This window comes from Ramlibacter humi, assembly GCF_004681975.1.
Lineage (GTDB): Bacteria > Pseudomonadota > Gammaproteobacteria > Burkholderiales > Burkholderiaceae_C > Ramlibacter > Ramlibacter humi.
Genome location: NZ_SMLK01000007.1, coordinates 146,557 through 160,815 on the forward strand (window position 1 = coordinate 146,557; position 14,259 = coordinate 160,815).

Genomic DNA, 14,259 nt, shown 5'->3' on the forward strand with positions numbered 1-14,259 from the left:
GGAGGACGCAGAGGAAAATTCTTTTGATTCCCTCCGTGAACTCTGCGAAACCTCTGCGAACTCTGCGTAAGGGAGTCCGTGTCTTCAGTTCCCAGCCGGCGCCACGCTAGCGCCTTCGATGCGGTGCCGCTTCAGGGCTTCGGCGACGAAGCCGTCGGCTTTCATCTGTTCGACGAACAGTTCCAGCGCCGCGACGGCCGCGCCGCCGAGGGAGCGCGGGCAGCCCATCGCCTGGCGGATCACCATGAAGCGGCCGGGCAGCAGGCGCAGGCCGCCGATGCGGCTGGCGTCGGCTTCCAGCTGCTGCTTCACGCCGGCGGCCACGTCGGCCCTGGTGGCGATGAAGTGGTCGACGACGGCTGGCGACGACACCGCGCGTTCGATGGTGGCCTGTTTCAGCTCGCGCGACAGGTGCAGGTCGTAGGCGCTGCCCTGCCCCACCACCACGCGGTGCCCCGGCTGGTCCACTTCGATGTTGGATTGCAGCGGCGAATGTTCGTGCACCAGGTACGCGCCTTCGATCAGCACGTACGGTGGCGTGAAGGCGATGTGCTCGCCGCGCTTGGGGTCGATGGCGAAGAAGCCGATGTCGGCCTTGCCGTTGGCCACCGCGTCCACCGACGCCGCGGCGGTCTGGAACACCACCAGGTCCAGCGGCACACCCAGGCGCTCGGCGAAAGCGCGCGCCAGGTCGACGGACACACCGTTGACATCGCCGGTCGCCCTGTCGCGGCCGGCGAGGATGGGGTTGCCCGTGTTGATGGAAGCCCTCAGCGGGCCGGTGGGTGTGAAGGCGCGGACGACGTCGGGGGTCACGGTCATGGCTTGTCGCGAAGGATGTCGGTGAGGCGGGCGAAGTTTCGCAGGGTGCTTTGCAGGTGCTCGCGCAGCATGGCGGAAGCCTCCTCGTTGCGCTGCTGCTCCAGCAGGTCCAGCACTTCCAGGTGCTGGCGGCAGTGCTGCTTGTAGCGCTTGCGGTCCTTCATCGCGCGGTACGACAGAAGGCGCCGCACGCGGTTGACGCGCCGGATGGCGTCGATGAAGAACGGGTTGCCCGAGCCTTCCACGATGGCTTCGTGGAAGCGCACGCCGCGCTCGTGCAGCTGGTCGGCCGTGTCGGTTTCGATGCCGCCTTTCAGCAGGTGCATCTCGGCCGCGCGGCAGCGCTGCAGCACCAGGGGGTCGATGCGGTAGCCCGGCTCCAGCAGCGCGGCGGGCTCCAGCGCCAGCCGCAGGCGGTACGACTGCAGCAGGCTCTCGGCGGTGGTGAGCATGGGGGAGAACGCCCAGCCGTAGCCCGGCTTCTTCTCCACCCAGCCTTCGTGCGCCATGCGCGTCAGCAACGACTGCGCCTGCGCGGCGGTCAGGCCGTACAGGCGGCGCAGCTGCGACTCGTTGAACTCGTTGGGCAGGTGGCCGGCCAGCCGGTCTTCGGCGATGCGGAAGTAGATGCCGGCCAGCGCGTCTTCCTGCGCCAGCGCGCCGGCCAGTTCCGGCGCAGTGGCGCGCGCGGGTTGCGCGAGGAAGTAGCCGCGGTTCGGCTCGCGCCGCACGATGCCCTGCTCGTGCAGCAGGCCCAGCGCCTCGTTCACCGGCGAGCGCGAAACGCGCAGGCGGTCGGCCAGCCATTGCGCGGGCAGGTGCGCGCCCTCGGCCAGGCCTTCGGTGCCGATCAGCTCGACGATCTTGGCGGCGATGGGCTTGTCGACATTCAGCATGGGGCGAGCTGGCGGCGCAGGATGGACGGAATGACGCCACCATACCGCAGGAGCCCGGCCTCCAGCTGCGTTTCCACCGCCGCGGTGGCTTCGAACACCGTCTCCGCCCCGCCCTTTCGCAACAGCCGCACGCGGATCGCGGCCCGCGGCGCGATGGCTTCGGCCGGCGCGTCGACGTGCCAGCGATCGCCGGCTTCCAGGCCCAGCGTGTCGGGATGCAGGCCCGGTGGGAACAGCAGCGGCAGGATGCCCATGCCGATCAGGTTGGAGCGGTGGATGCGCTCGAAACCCGCCGCCAGCACGGCGCGGATGCCCAGCAGCCGCTGGCCCTTCGCGGCCCAGTCGCGCGACGACCCCATGCCGTAACGCTCGCCCGCGACCAGCACGACGGACTCGCCCGCGTCGCGGTAGCGGCGCGCCGCTTCCCACACCGGCATCACTTCGCCGCTGGGCACGTGCAGCGTGTGCGCCACCGGCGCGCCGGGCGCCAGCCGGTTGCGCAGCGTCTTGCTGTGGAAGGCCGCGCGCAGCATCACCTCCCAGTTGCCGCGCCGCGACGCGAACACGTTCAGGTCGTCGCGCTTTTCGCCGCGCGCCACCAGGTGGTCGGCCACCAGGCTGTCGGGCGGGATGGCGCTGGCGGGCGAGATGTGGTCGGTGGTCACGTCGTCGCCCAGCACCAGCAGCGGCCACGCGGTGTACTCGCCGAGCAGGCTGCCTTCGGTTGCCGCGGCGAACGGCGGACGGCGCAGTGCCGTCGACTTCGGGTCCCACGGAAACAGCGGTGACGCGGGCGCGTCGAGTTGATGCCACAGCGGGTTGGCCGCGGCGACGGCGAAGCGTGCCGCGAAGTCCGCAGGCTGCACCGCGTCGCGCAGGATGGCCTGCACTTCCTCGCGCGTGGGCCACAGTTCGGGCAGGAACACCGGACGGCCTTCGGGTGTGTGCGCCACCGGCTGCGCGCGCAGGTCAACCTGCGCATCGCCGGCGAGCGCGAACGCGATCACCAGCGGCGGCGACATGATGAAACTGAGCTCCAGGTCCGGGTGCACGCGGCCGGGAAAATTGCGGTTGCCGGAGAGCACCGCCACGCCCTGGCACTCGCCGCGCGCTTGCGCGTCGCGCACCTGCGGCGGCAACGGCCCGGGGTTGCCGATGCACGTCGCGCAGCCATGGCCCACGATGTCGAAGCCGACGGCGGACAGGTCCTCGAGCAATCCCGCACGCGCCAGGTACGCGGCGGCTGCGGGCGAGCCGGGGGACAGCGAGGTCTTCACCCACGCGGCAGGCTTCAGTCCCAGCGCGCGCGCGCGCCGCGCGACCAGGCCCGCGGCGACGAGCAGGCCCGGATCGGAGGTGTTGGTGCAGCTGGTGATCGCCGCGATCGCAACCGGATGCTCCGGCAGATCGCTTCGCACCACCGGCTCGAACGCTTCGCCGCGCAGCACTTCGGCCGCTTCGCTGAAATGGCGCAGGTCCTGCGGCCGGCGCGGCCCCGCGATGTGCAGGCCGATGGCAGACAGGTCGATCTCGATGCTGCGCGTGCAGCGCGGCACGGCATCCGGCTCGAACCACAGCAGGTTGCGGCGGCAATAGGCTTCGACGAGAGCGATGGCCCTGTCGCTGCGTCCAGTGCGGCGCAGGTAAGCCAGCGTCTCGCCGTCCACAGGGAAGAACCCGATCGTCGCGCCGTACTCCGGCGCCATGTTGGCGACCACGCTGCGCTCGTCCGCGCGAAGCGTCGACACGCCGGGCCCGAAGAATTCGACGAACGCGCCGGTCACGTCCAGCGCGCGCAGCCGCTGCGTGACGGTCAGCGCAAGGTCGGTCGCCGTGACACCAGGCGCGAGAGCGCCGGTCAGGCGCACACCCACGACGTCCGGGATCCGCAGCATGGTCGGCATGCCGAACATCACGGTCTGCGCTTCCAGCCCGCCGACGCCCCAGCCGAGCACGCCGATGCCGTTGACCATGGGCGTGTGGCTGTCGGTGCCGATGAGCGTGTCGGGCACGGCCCAGGCCTCGCCCTCGCGCTCTTCGACGGTGACCACCGTCGCCAGCTGCTCGAGGTTGATGGTGTGCATGATCCCGGTGCCCGGCGCGTGCACGCGCACGCCGCGCAGGCTGGCCGCGGCCCAGCGCAGGAAGCGGTAGCGCTCCGCATTGCGGCGGATCTCGTGCGCCATGTTCAGCGCGGGCGCGTCGGGCCGCGCGTACGCCTCCACCGCCAGCGAGTGGTCGACCGACACGTCCACCGGCAGCACCGGGTTCAGCGAAGTGGGATCGCCGCCCGCCTCGGCCACCGCGTCGCGCATCGCGGCGATGTCCACCAGCGCCGGCGTGCTGGTGGTGTCGTGCATCAGCACGCGGCCCGGCTGGAAGGCGACTTCCGCTTCGCTGGCGCCGTGATCGGCCCACGCAAGCAAGGCCGCCATCGATGCATCGCGCTCCGCGCCTTGCTGGTGACGCAGCACGTTCTCCAGCAGCAGGCGCAGCACCACCGGCAGGTGCGCCACGTCCCCTTCCACCGCTCGCAGATCGGCGATGCGCAGCTCGCGGTCACCCGCGCGCAACCAGCCCGGCCTTTCGGCCCCGTGTTCATCCATGCTTGCCATTTTGCATTTTTAAGCGCTAATATGCAATTCTCAAACCCAGACTCCCGCCAACGATCAAGGAGACCACCCGCATGCAACGCAGAACCTTCGTCCAGCTCGGCGCCGCCGCGCTCACCCCGCTCGCCGCCTTCGCGCAGGACTACCCGGCCAAGCCGGTGACCGTGGTCGTGTCGTTCTCCGCCGGCGGCAACAACGACATCCGCGCGCGCCAGCTGGGGCAGGAAGTCTCGAAGCTGATCGGCCAGTCCATCATCGTGGACAACAAGCCGGGCGCCAGCGGCAACATCGGGCACGACTTCGTGGCACGCGCCGCCGCCGACGGCTACACGCTGGGCATCGGCGCCATGGGCCCGCTGGCGGTGAACCCGTCGATCTACCCGAAGATGAACTTCGATCCGCAGAAGGACTTCACGCCCATCGTGCTGATCGAGAAGGCGCCGCTGGTGCTGGTCACGCGCGTGGACAAGCCGTACAAGAGCCTGGCCGACGTGATCGCCGCCGCGAAGGCCAAGCCGGGTTCGCTGAGCATCGGCAACGCCGGCACCGGCGGCGCGCACCACCTGAGCGCCGAGCTGTTCAAGCAGCAGGCCGGCGTCTTCGCCCTCTCCGTGCCGTACAAGGGTGGCGGCCCCGCGTCCAATGCGCTGCTGTCCGGCGAGGTCGACATGATGTTCGAGCAGACCTACGCCGCCCTGCCCTCCATCCAGGCCGGCAAGACGCGCCCGCTGGCGGTCACCAGCGAGAAGCGGCTGCCTTCGCTGCCCGGCGTGCCGACGATGGCGGAGCTGGGTTACCCCAAGGCCACGGTGTCCAACTGGCTGGGCCTCGTCGGGCCCAAGGGCATGTCACCCGCGACCGTGAAGAAGCTGAACGAAGCCTTCAACAAGGTGCTGGCCATGCCGGACATCAAGGCCAAGATCGCCGGTCCCGGCAACGAGATCGGCGGCGGCACGCCCGAGGAGTTCGCCGCCTTCATCGCGGCCGAGAACCGCAAGTGGGCCGACGTGGTGAAGACGGCCCACATCCGCATGGAGTGAACTATTCGGGCTTGATGCCCTTGTCCCTGATCAGGGCCGACCAGCGCTTCGTCTCGCTGCCCACCAGCGCGGCGAAGTCTTCCGGCGTGCCGCCACCCACCACGTTGCCCGGCGTGGTGATGCGCTGCGAGATGTCCGGGTCCTGCAGCGCGCGGTTGATCGCCTGGTTCAGCTTGTCGATGACGGGCCTGGGCGTGCCTTTGGGCGCGACGATGCCGAACCAGTTGGAGATCTCCATGTCGCGGATGCCCAGCTCGGCGAAGGTGGGCACGTCGGGCAGCGAAGGCAGGCGCTTCTCGTGCGCCACCGCCAGCGCGCGCATCTTCGCGGGCGACGACTTCAGGTACGGCATCACCGAAGGCAGCATCTCGAACATGTAGTCCACCTGCCCGGCCAGCAGGTCGTTGGCGGCCTGGCTGCCGCCGCGGTACGGGATATGGGTGGACGAAGTGCCCGTCACCGACTTGAACATCTCGCCGGCCAGGTGGAAGGCGCCGCCGGAACCGGCGGACGCGTAGCTCATCTGGCCGGGCCTGGCCTTCAGGGCGGCCATCAGTTCGGGCAACGTCTTGTGCGGCGACTTGTCCGCGTTCACCACCAGCACCAGCGGGCCGCGCTCCAGCAAGGCCACCGGCATCAGGTCGATGGCCGGATCGAACGGCGTGGCCTGGGGCAGCAGCGTGCGGTTCACCGTCAGCGGCGCGAGGTTGCCCACGCCGATGGTGTAGCCGTCAGGCGCCGCCTTGGCGATGGCGGCGGTGCCGATGTTGCCGTTGCCGCCCGGCTTGTTGTCCACCACCACCGATTGCCCCAGGTACGCCGCGATCTTCTGCCCCACCTGGCGCGCCCGCACGTCGGAGCTGCCGCCGGCGGCATAGGGAACGATCAGCGTGATGGGCTTGCCGGGGTAACTGGCGGGTGTTTGCGCCCACGCGCCGAAAGATGCGGCGAGCAGGACGGCGCACGCGGCGCGGCGTAGGAAAGCGGGTGGGTGCATGTCGGCCTCCGGTCAGGAACGATGCCGTAAAATGTACCCAATGCTTATCCGATACAATCTTGGGACTGACCCCTAGAACGATCCTCCTCCATCCGCCGGGCCGCAGAGCTGCCTTGGTACATGTCACCTGAACCGGAGATTCTCATGAAGTTCATCGTCCTGCCGTGCGACGGCATCGGCCCCGAAATCGTTGGCGCGTCCGTGCGCGTGCTGGAAGCGGCGGACCGCCGCTTCGGCCTGGGCGTGAAACTCGACTACGAGAAGGTGGGCTTCGACAGCCTGCGCGAGTTCGGCACCACGCTGCGCGACGAGGTGCTGCAGCGCGCCCGCACTTGCGACGGCATCATCCTGGGCACGCAGTCGCATGCCGACTACCCGGTGCCGGAGAAGGGCGGCCGCAACGTGTCGGCGGGCTTCCGCGTCGGCCTGGACCTGTACGCCAACGTGCGCCCCGCCCGCACCCGCCCCTTCCTGGAATCGAACATGAAGCCGGGCCGCAGCATGGACCTGGTGATCATGCGCGAGGCCACCGAAGGCTTCTACCCCGACCGCAACATGACGCGCGGCTGGGGCGAGGTGATGCCCAGCCCCGACATGGCGCTGTCCACCCGCAAGATCACGCGGCATTGCAGCGAACGCATCGCGCGCCGCGCGTTCGAACTGGCGATGACCCGCCGCAAGAAAGTCACGGCCATCCACAAGGCCAACAGCTTCCACATGACCGACGGCCTGTTCCTGGAAGCCGTGCGCCACGTGGCGAAAGACTTCCCCGAGGTGAAACTGGACGACCTGCTGGTGGACGCTTCCACCGCGCACCTGGTGCGCGAGCCCGAGCGCTTCGACGTGCTGGTGGCCACCAACTTCTACGGCGACATCCTGTCGGACCTGGCGAGCGAACTGTCCGGCAGCCTGGGACTGGCCGGCTCCGTGATGGCCAGCGACGACCTGTGCTGCGCGCAGGCGCAGCACGGCTCCGCGCCCGGCATCGCCGGCCAGGACATCGCCAACCCGGTGTCCATGATCCTGTCGGTGGCGATGATGGTCCGCTGGGTGGGCGACAAGCGCGGCCATGATGGCCTGCGCAAGGCCGGTGACGCGATGACCGCCGCGGTGGACCGCGTGCTGGAGAACCCGGCCACCCGCACCCGCGACATCGGTGGCACCATCGGCTGCGAAGCCTTCGGCCAGGCCGTCGCCCGCGCCGTCGAAGCCGCCTGACACGCCGCATGCCCACCACCCCGCTCCTGCTCGGCTGCATCGCCGACGACTTCACCGGGGCCACCGACCTGGCCAACAACCTGGTGCGCGCCGGCATGCGCGTCGTGCAGGCCATCGGCGTGCCCGAAGAGCCGGTGCGGAGCGCCGACGCGGTGGTGGTCGCGCTGAAGTCGCGCACCATCCCCGCGGCCGAAGCGGTGGCGCAATCGCTGGCCGCGCTGCGCTGGCTGCAGGGCCAGGGCTGCGGGCAGTTCTACTTCAAGGTCTGCTCCACCTTCGACTCCACGCCCAAGGGCAACATCGGGCCGGTGGCCGAAGCCCTGCTGCAGGCGCTGGGCGCGGACTTCTGCTGCGTGACGCCGGCCTTCCCAGAGAACGGCCGCACCGTCTACAAGGGCCACCTGTTCGTCGGCGACGTTCTGCTCAGCGATTCGGGCATACGCCACCACCCGCTGACGCCGATGACCGACGCCAGCCTGGTGCGCGTGATGCAGGCGCAGTCGCAAGGCCGCGTGGGGCTCATCGAGCACGCGCAGGTGGCGGCGGGCGAGCAGGCGATCTGCGCGCGCATCGCGGCGCTGCGGGCAGAGGGCGCGCGCTTCGCCATCGTCGATGCCATCGACAACCGCGACCTGCTCGCGCTGGGCCGCGCGCTGCGCGACGCGCCGCTGGTGGTGGCGGGGTCCGGCGTTGCCATCGGACTGCCACAGAACCATGGGCTGCAGCCTTCCGCCCAGGCGGCCGAACTGCCGCGTGCGCAAGGGACGCGCGCCGTGGTGTCGGGCAGCTGCTCGGTCGCCACCAACCAGCAGGTGAAGGAATTCCTCGCGGCCGGCCGCCCCGCGCTCGCGGTCGATCCTCTGCGCATCGCGGCGGGCCACGACATCGTCACCGAGGCGCTCGCATGGGCCGATGGCAAGCTCGGCGAGCAGCCTGTGCTCGTGTATTCCAGCGCGCCGCCGGAAGTGGTGCGCGACATCCAGCAATCGCTCGGCGCTTCGAAGGCCGGCGACATGGTGGAGCAGGCGCTGGCGGCCATCGCTCGCGGGCTGGTGGAACGTGGCGTGCGTCAGCTGGTGGTGGCCGGCGGCGAGACTTCGGGCGCGGTGGTGCAAGCGCTGGGCATCCGGCAGATGCGCATCGGCCCGCAGATTGATCCCGGCGTGCCGTGGTGCTTCGCCGACGCGCCCGCGTGCGGCGCGCAGGTTCACCTGGCGCTGAAATCGGGTAACTTCGGCACGCACGATTTCTTCACCAAAGCCTTCCAGCGACTGCCATGAACGAGGAACAAGCGCGCCACGAGATCTGCCGCGTCGGCCGCAGCCTGTTCGAGCGCGGCTATGTGCATGCGACGGCCGGGAACATCAGCGTGCGGCTGGACGACGGCTTCCTCATCACGCCCACCGATGCCTGCCTGGGCTTCCTGGATCCCGCGGCGCTGGCCAAGGTGGACGGCAGCGGACAGCAGATCAGCGGCGATCGCGCCAGCAAGACGCTCACGCTGCACCGGCGCATCTACGCGGCGGCCGGCGACGCGGCGCGCTGCGTCATCCACACCCACAGCACGCATTGCGTGGCGCTGACGCTGGAAGGCGCCGGCCCCGAGCTGCTGCCGCCGGTGACGCCGTATTTCGTGATGAAGGTCGGGCACGTGCCCGTCATCCCCTATCACCGTCCCGGCGATCCCGCCGTGGGCGATCTCGTCGCGGCGGAGATCCAGCGGCGCCAGGCGAGCGGCACGCCCATCCGCGCGGTGATGCTCGACCGCCTGGGCCCCAACGTGTGGCACACGGCGCCCGCGAACGCGATGGCGGTGCTGGAGGAACTGGAAGAGACCGCCAAGCTGTGGCGCATCACCGGCGGCCGCCCCGCGCCGCTTCACGAGGACGCCATCGCGCAGCTGCGCGAAGCTTTCGGCGCGTCATGGTGAAACGGGCCGAACCGCCGTCCAACGTCAGCCGGCTGGCGCCCGCGCTGGCGGGCCGCATCGCCGGCATGATCCGGCGCGAAGGCTTCCCCATCGGCCATCGCCTGACCGAGCAGGCGCTGTGCGACGAACTCGGCGTGTCGCGCTCGCCGGTGCGCAAGGCATTGCAGTACCTGGCCACCACCGGCGTCGTGCGCTCGGAACCGAACAAGGGCTTCCAGGTCGCCAAGCCCGCGTCGGCGCTGGCTTCCCTCTCGCTGCCGCAGCCTTCGGATTCCGACGAAGCCATCTACATGCTGGTCGCCGACGAACGCCTGGCGGCGAAGCTGGGCGACGAGGTGACCGAGAGCGAGCTGATGGACCGCTACGGCACCACGCGGCTGCAGGTGCAGCGCGTGTTGAACCGCATGGCGCGCGAAGGCATCGTGGAACGCAAGGCAGGCCGCGGCTGGGCGTTCGAGCCCATGCTGAACACGCCCGAGGCTTACCGCGAGAGCTATCGCTTCCGCATGATCATCGAGCCGGCTTCGCTGCTGGAACCCGGCTACGCGGTGGACAAGGCGGAACTGGAGAAGTGCTACCGCGAGCAGATGGAGCTGCTGGAAGGCGGCCTGGACAAGTGGCCGCGATCGCAGCTGTTCCCGCCGGGCGTGCAGTTGCACGAAGTCATCGTGGCCGGCGCGCACAACCGGCTGCTGCTGGATTCGCTGCGCAAGGTGAACCAGCTGCGCCGCCTGGTGGAATACCGTGCCAAGCTGGACCGCACCCGCATGCGCGAGCAGTGCGAGGAACACCTGGTGCTGATCGACCTGGTGCGGCGCGACGAGCGCATGGAAGCGGCGCACTACCTGCGCCAGCACCTGGACGGCGCGCGCCGGCGCAAGGCCGGGCAGGAAGCCGTGCTGGACGCGGCCACGGCCGCGCGGCGGATCAAGCCTTGATGTTCGGCCTGTTCATCCGCTGCTCGCCCCCTATTTCCCCAGCACCACAGACGGCAGCCACAGCGAAAAGGCCGGCACGTAGGTGACGATGAGCAGTGCGGCGATCAAGGCGCCGTAGAACGGCCAGATGGTGCGCATGACGTAGCCCACCGAGACGCCGCCGATGGCGCAGCCGACGAACTGTGTCGTGCCCACGGGCGGCGTGTTCAGCCCCAGCGCGCAGTTGATCAGCATCACCATGCCGAACTGCACCGAGCTCATGCCGTACTGCTGGCAGATCGGCAGGAAGATGGGCGTGCACAGCAGGATGGTGGCGGCCATGTCCAGGAAGGTGCCCAGCACGAACAGGATGACGTTCACCAGAAGGAAGATCAGCCAGGGCTCGGTGGTCACGGTGGACAGCATCTGGCCGGTGAGTTCCGCCACGCCGTACAGCGAGATCAGGTAGCCGAAGGTCGAAGAGATGCCGATCAGCAGCAGAATGACGCCGGTGGTCTTGACCGCCTTGGACGCCGCCTTGACGAAATGCGCCCAGTCCAGCGTGCGGTACAAAAACACCGTCAGCGCCAGCGCGTACAGCACCGCGATGGCGGCCGACTCGGTGGCGGTGAACACGCCCGAGAGGATGCCCACCAGGATCAGCGCGACGACGAACAGGCCCGGCAGCGCCGCCGCGAACGAGCGGCCCACGATCGACCAGCCCGGGAATGTGCCTGCCGGGTAGCCGCGCTTTACCGCCACCAGGTAGGCCGCGGCGAGATTGCAGACGGTGAGGATCAGCGCCGGCAGCAGGCCCGCGAGGATCAGCGCCGCGATGGACACCTTGCCGCCCGCCGCCAGCGTGTAGATGATCATGTTGTGGCTGGTGGGCATCAGCGCCCCGACCAGCGCCGCGTGCGTGGTGACGTTCACCGCGTAATCGGCGTGGTAGCCCTCCTTCTTCATCATCGGGATCATCACGGCGCCCATGGCCGAGACGTCGGCGACGGGCGAGCCGGACACGCCGCCGAACAGCGTGCACGCCACCACGTTGGACATGCCCAGGCCGCCGCGCACGTGGCCGATCAGGCTCTTGGCGAAGTTGACGATGCGGTCGGCGATGCCGCCATACAGCATCAGCTCGCCCGCGAAGATGAAGAACGGGATGGCCAGGAACGAAAACACGTTCATGCCCGACGTCATCTGCTGGAAACCGACGGCCAGCGGCAGCCCTTCGTACAGCAGCGTCGACAGCGCGGACAGCCCGATGGCGAAGGCCACGGGCACGCCCAGCACCAGCAGCCCGAAGAAGCTGCCCGAGAGGATGAGGAGCGCAAGGGTCATGACCAGGAAGGTTCCACCTCGGTGCCGCGGGCCAGCGCGACGAGGTGCTCGATGGAGAACAGGACGATCAGCACGCCGGAAACTGCGGCCGGCACGTACTTCCAGCCTTCGCTGATCCACAGCGTGGGCAGGCGGTAGGACCACACCGACTGCGCGAGGTAGACGCAGTTCCACGCCATCGCCGCGCCGAACGCGAGGACCAGCGCGTGGATCAGGTATTCCATCTTCAGGCGCACGCCCTCGGGCGCCAGCACGAGGAAGGATTCCAGGCCGATGTGGCCCGCGTCGCGCACGCCGACGGCGGTGCCCAGCATCGTGACGTACAGCACCAGCAGCAGCGCCAGGCTCTCGGCCCAGGTGGGCGTGCTGTTCAGGACGTAGCGGCCGAACACCTGCCAGCTCACGGCGCAGATCAGCGCCACGATGCCGAAGATGCCCAGCCACATGCAGCCGCGCGCCAGGCGGCGGCACAGGCGCGTGTACCAGCCCGCCAGCGCGCCGGCGGGCACGCCCTCCGTGCCCGCGGCCTGCGTGGCCTGCGCCGCGTCGGGCGGCATGGTGGCCGGCGCGCGGCCGGCCGTGGCGTCGGCGCCGCTCGTCACTTGGTGTCCTGCACCTGCTTGATCATCGCCTTCAGCTTCGGGTCGGTGATGAACTTGTCGTACACCGGCTTCATCGCGGCCTGGAACGAGGCCTTGTCGACCTGGATGATCTCGGCGCCGCCCTGCTTGACGATGGCCATGGACTTGGCCTCGCGCTCGTCCCACAGCTTGCGCATGTAGGGCACCGATTCCTTCGCGGCCTGGCGGATGGCCTTCTGGTCGTCCGGCGTCAGCGTGTCCCACACGCGCTTGGAGAACAGCAGCATCTCCGGCGCCATCGAGTGCTCGGTCACCGAGTAGTACTTCGCCACCTCGAAGTGGCGCGAGCTTTCGTACGAAGGCCAGTTGTTCTCGGCGCCGTCCACCAGGCCGGTCTTCAGCGCGGTGTAGACCTCGCCGTAAGGCATGGGCGTGGCGTTGGCGCCCATCGCCTCCAGCAGCGCCACCCACAGGTCGGACTGCTGCACGCGCACTTTCAGGCCCTTGGCGTCGGCCAGCGTGCGCACGGGCTTCTTCGCGGTGTAAAGGCTGCGCGCGCCGCTGTCGTAGTACGCCAGGCCGATGAACCCCTGCGGCGCGCAGGAAGCGAGGATCTGCTCGCCGATGGCGCCGTCCAGCACCTTGCGCATGTGCTCCTTGCTGTGGAACAGGAACGGCATGGTGGGCACCTGCGTCTCGGGGCAGATGTTGTTCATCGGCGCGATGTTCACGCGCGTCATCGCCAGGGCGCCGATCTTGGTCTGTTCGATGGTGTCCTTCTCGCTGCCCAGCGCGCTGTTGTTGAACACGCGGATGCTGTGCTTGCCGTTGGTCAGCGCCTTCAGCCGCTCGCCCATGAACTTGACGGCTTCCACCGTGGGGTAGCCGTCCGGGTGGATGTCGGAGGAGCGGAACTCGGTCGCCTGCGCGGCGAAAGCGCACAGTGCGGCCGCGGCGACGGCGAGGGTCTTGAGCTTCTTCATCGTTTTGTCTCCTGGGAAGGTCACGGTCAAAGGGGGAGGCGGCACGCCGGCTCGGGCAGCCCGCGCACGCCGGGGCGCAACGCGAACACGCCGCCCGCCAGCGGCTGGTCCGAAAGGTCGCCACCGGGGCGGATGGATGTGACGAACAGCGTGTCGAGGCCCGCGCCGCCGAAGGCGCACATCGCGGGCTTCTTCACCGGCACGGGCAGCGAGCGGTCCAGCTGCCCGCGCGGCGTGAAGCGGTGCACCAGCCCGGCGTCGTTGCCGCACACCCAGTAGCAGCCGTCCTCGTCCACCGCGGCGCCGTCGGGGCGGCCGGGCAGCGGGCGCATGTCGATGAACAGGCGGTGGTTGGTCGGTGTGCCGCCGTCCAGGTCGTAGTCGAAGGCCCAGACCTGCTGCGAATCGGGGTGCGAGTCGCTCAGGTACATGGTGCGACCGTCGGGGCTGAACGCCATGCCGTTGGGCGTGATGAGGCCGGGCACCAGCGCGCGCAGCGAAGGGCCTTCATCGAGTGCGTACACCTGGCCGGCAGCGCGGGCCAGCGACATGTCCATCACCATCGTGCCGGCGCGCAGGCGGCCCTGCCGGTCGCAACGGCCGTCGTTGAAGCGCATGCCCGCTTCGGCATGCTGCACGGCGGCGATGCGGCGAGCCTGCGCCTTGCCCTCGCCTTGCGGCAGCTGCAGGTGGAACACGCCGCTTTCCATGCCGCAGACCCAGCCGCCGGCGACGTGCGGCGCGATGCACGCGGGCATCTCCTCGGTGGACCACGAGGTCACGCGCGCGGTGGGCGCATGCCAGCGGAAGATGCCGCGGCCGGGGATGTCCACCCAATGCAAAGCCTGCTCGGCGGCGATCCACACCGGGCTTTCGCCGACCCCGTGGCGCGCATCCAGGACGAGTTCGGCTTGCATCG

The 14,259-nt window shown here is 69.5% G+C and carries 13 protein-coding genes; 5 read left to right on the forward strand and 8 right to left on the reverse strand.

All coding sequences use genetic code 11. From position 1 onward, the window contains the following. Positions 1 to 84 precede the first annotated feature (84 nt). The 3 genes from EZ216_RS18400 to acnA are packed head-to-tail and all read right to left on the reverse strand — an operon-like array spanning position 85 to position 4,324. The gene (locus EZ216_RS18400; RefSeq protein WP_135251249.1) at positions 85 to 822 is read right to left on the reverse strand and encodes an ABC transporter substrate-binding protein; all 738 of its coding nucleotides are present in this window, start codon (positions 820 to 822) and stop codon (positions 85 to 87) included. Continuing rightward, the gene (locus EZ216_RS18405) at positions 819 to 1,718 is read right to left on the reverse strand and encodes a GntR family transcriptional regulator (protein WP_135251250.1); all 900 of its coding nucleotides are present in this window, start codon (positions 1,716 to 1,718) and stop codon (positions 819 to 821) included. Before EZ216_RS18405 ends, EZ216_RS18400 begins: the two co-directional genes overlap by 4 nt. Next, positions 1,712 to 4,324, reverse strand: coding sequence for an aconitate hydratase AcnA (gene acnA, locus EZ216_RS18410; protein WP_135251251.1), 2,613 nt, complete (start codon positions 4,322 to 4,324; stop codon positions 1,712 to 1,714). The genes EZ216_RS18405 and acnA overlap by 7 nt, the downstream gene beginning before the upstream one ends. 80 nt (positions 4,325 to 4,404) lie before the next feature. Here acnA and EZ216_RS18415 point away from each other — a divergent pair, with 80 nt between their 5' ends. Then, on the forward strand, positions 4,405 to 5,370 hold the full coding sequence (locus EZ216_RS18415) for a Bug family tripartite tricarboxylate transporter substrate binding protein (protein ID WP_135251252.1): 966 nt from the start codon (positions 4,405 to 4,407) through the stop codon (positions 5,368 to 5,370). Position 5,371: 1 nt separating this feature from the next. Here the strand turns inward: EZ216_RS18415 and EZ216_RS18420 are convergent, their stop codons facing one another. Further along, a complete protein-coding gene (locus EZ216_RS18420) occupies positions 5,372 to 6,367 on the reverse strand; it encodes a Bug family tripartite tricarboxylate transporter substrate binding protein (protein ID WP_135251253.1) in 996 nt (331 codons plus the stop codon). A gap of 144 nt (positions 6,368 to 6,511) precedes the next feature. Between EZ216_RS18420 and EZ216_RS18425 the strand changes: the two genes are divergently transcribed. Genes EZ216_RS18425 through EZ216_RS18440 form a run of 4 tightly spaced genes read left to right on the forward strand, consistent with a single transcriptional unit; the run spans position 6,512 to position 10,453 of the window. Next, complete coding sequence (locus EZ216_RS18425) at positions 6,512 to 7,585, forward strand: isocitrate/isopropylmalate dehydrogenase family protein (protein ID WP_135251254.1); 1,074 nt, start codon at positions 6,512 to 6,514, stop codon at positions 7,583 to 7,585. 8 nt (positions 7,586 to 7,593) lie between these two features. Further along, complete coding sequence (gene otnK, locus EZ216_RS18430; RefSeq protein WP_135251255.1) at positions 7,594 to 8,865, forward strand: 3-oxo-tetronate kinase; 1,272 nt, start codon at positions 7,594 to 7,596, stop codon at positions 8,863 to 8,865. Beyond that, positions 8,862 to 9,515, forward strand: a complete 654-nt coding sequence (locus tag EZ216_RS18435; protein ID WP_135251256.1) for a class II aldolase/adducin family protein — start codon at positions 8,862 to 8,864, stop codon at positions 9,513 to 9,515. The genes otnK and EZ216_RS18435 overlap by 4 nt, the downstream gene beginning before the upstream one ends. Continuing rightward, the gene (locus EZ216_RS18440; RefSeq protein ID WP_135251257.1) at positions 9,509 to 10,453 is read left to right on the forward strand and encodes a GntR family transcriptional regulator; all 945 of its coding nucleotides are present in this window, start codon (positions 9,509 to 9,511) and stop codon (positions 10,451 to 10,453) included. The genes EZ216_RS18435 and EZ216_RS18440 overlap by 7 nt, the downstream gene beginning before the upstream one ends. Positions 10,454 to 10,483: 30 nt before the next feature. Here EZ216_RS18440 and EZ216_RS18445 read toward each other — a convergent pair whose 3' ends face one another. From EZ216_RS18445 to EZ216_RS18460, 4 genes are all read right to left on the reverse strand, one after another. Further along, positions 10,484 to 11,776, reverse strand: coding sequence for a TRAP transporter large permease (locus EZ216_RS18445; RefSeq protein WP_135251258.1), 1,293 nt, complete (start codon positions 11,774 to 11,776; stop codon positions 10,484 to 10,486). After that, the gene (locus EZ216_RS18450) at positions 11,773 to 12,222 is read right to left on the reverse strand and encodes a TRAP transporter small permease (protein ID WP_205959708.1); all 450 of its coding nucleotides are present in this window, start codon (positions 12,220 to 12,222) and stop codon (positions 11,773 to 11,775) included. Before EZ216_RS18450 ends, EZ216_RS18445 begins: the two co-directional genes overlap by 4 nt. 152 nt (positions 12,223 to 12,374) lie before the next feature. After that, the gene (locus EZ216_RS18455; protein WP_135251259.1) at positions 12,375 to 13,340 is read right to left on the reverse strand and encodes a TRAP transporter substrate-binding protein; all 966 of its coding nucleotides are present in this window, start codon (positions 13,338 to 13,340) and stop codon (positions 12,375 to 12,377) included. A gap of 26 nt (positions 13,341 to 13,366) precedes the next feature. Next, entirely contained in the window at positions 13,367 to 14,257 is an 891-nt protein-coding gene (locus tag EZ216_RS18460; protein ID WP_135251260.1) for an SMP-30/gluconolactonase/LRE family protein, read from the reverse strand. Between the last annotated feature and the right edge of the window lie 2 nt (positions 14,258 to 14,259).

Coding starts and splice junctions, on each gene's coding strand:
- EZ216_RS18460 (WP_135251260.1), bottom strand. CDS start 14,257: ATGCAAGCCGAACTCGTCCTGGATGCGCGCCACGGGGTCGGCGAAAGC.
- EZ216_RS18420 (WP_135251253.1), bottom strand. CDS start 6,367: ATGCACCCACCCGCTTTCCTACGCCGCGCCGCGTGCGCCGTCCTGCTC.
- EZ216_RS18400 (WP_135251249.1), bottom strand. CDS start 822: ATGACCGTGACCCCCGACGTCGTCCGCGCCTTCACACCCACCGGCCCG.
- EZ216_RS18455 (WP_135251259.1), bottom strand. CDS start 13,340: ATGAAGAAGCTCAAGACCCTCGCCGTCGCCGCGGCCGCACTGTGCGCT.
- EZ216_RS18435 (WP_135251256.1), top strand. CDS start 8,862: ATGAACGAGGAACAAGCGCGCCACGAGATCTGCCGCGTCGGCCGCAGC.
- EZ216_RS18415 (WP_135251252.1), top strand. CDS start 4,405: ATGCAACGCAGAACCTTCGTCCAGCTCGGCGCCGCCGCGCTCACCCCG.
- EZ216_RS18445 (WP_135251258.1), bottom strand. CDS start 11,776: ATGACCCTTGCGCTCCTCATCCTCTCGGGCAGCTTCTTCGGGCTGCTG.
- otnK (WP_135251255.1), top strand. CDS start 7,594: ATGCCCACCACCCCGCTCCTGCTCGGCTGCATCGCCGACGACTTCACC.
- acnA (WP_135251251.1), bottom strand. CDS start 4,324: ATGGATGAACACGGGGCCGAAAGGCCGGGCTGGTTGCGCGCGGGTGAC.
- EZ216_RS18405 (WP_135251250.1), bottom strand. CDS start 1,718: ATGCTGAATGTCGACAAGCCCATCGCCGCCAAGATCGTCGAGCTGATC.
- EZ216_RS18425 (WP_135251254.1), top strand. CDS start 6,512: ATGAAGTTCATCGTCCTGCCGTGCGACGGCATCGGCCCCGAAATCGTT.
- EZ216_RS18440 (WP_135251257.1), top strand. CDS start 9,509: ATGGTGAAACGGGCCGAACCGCCGTCCAACGTCAGCCGGCTGGCGCCC.
- EZ216_RS18450 (WP_205959708.1), bottom strand. CDS start 12,222: ATGTGGCTGGGCATCTTCGGCATCGTGGCGCTGATCTGCGCCGTGAGC.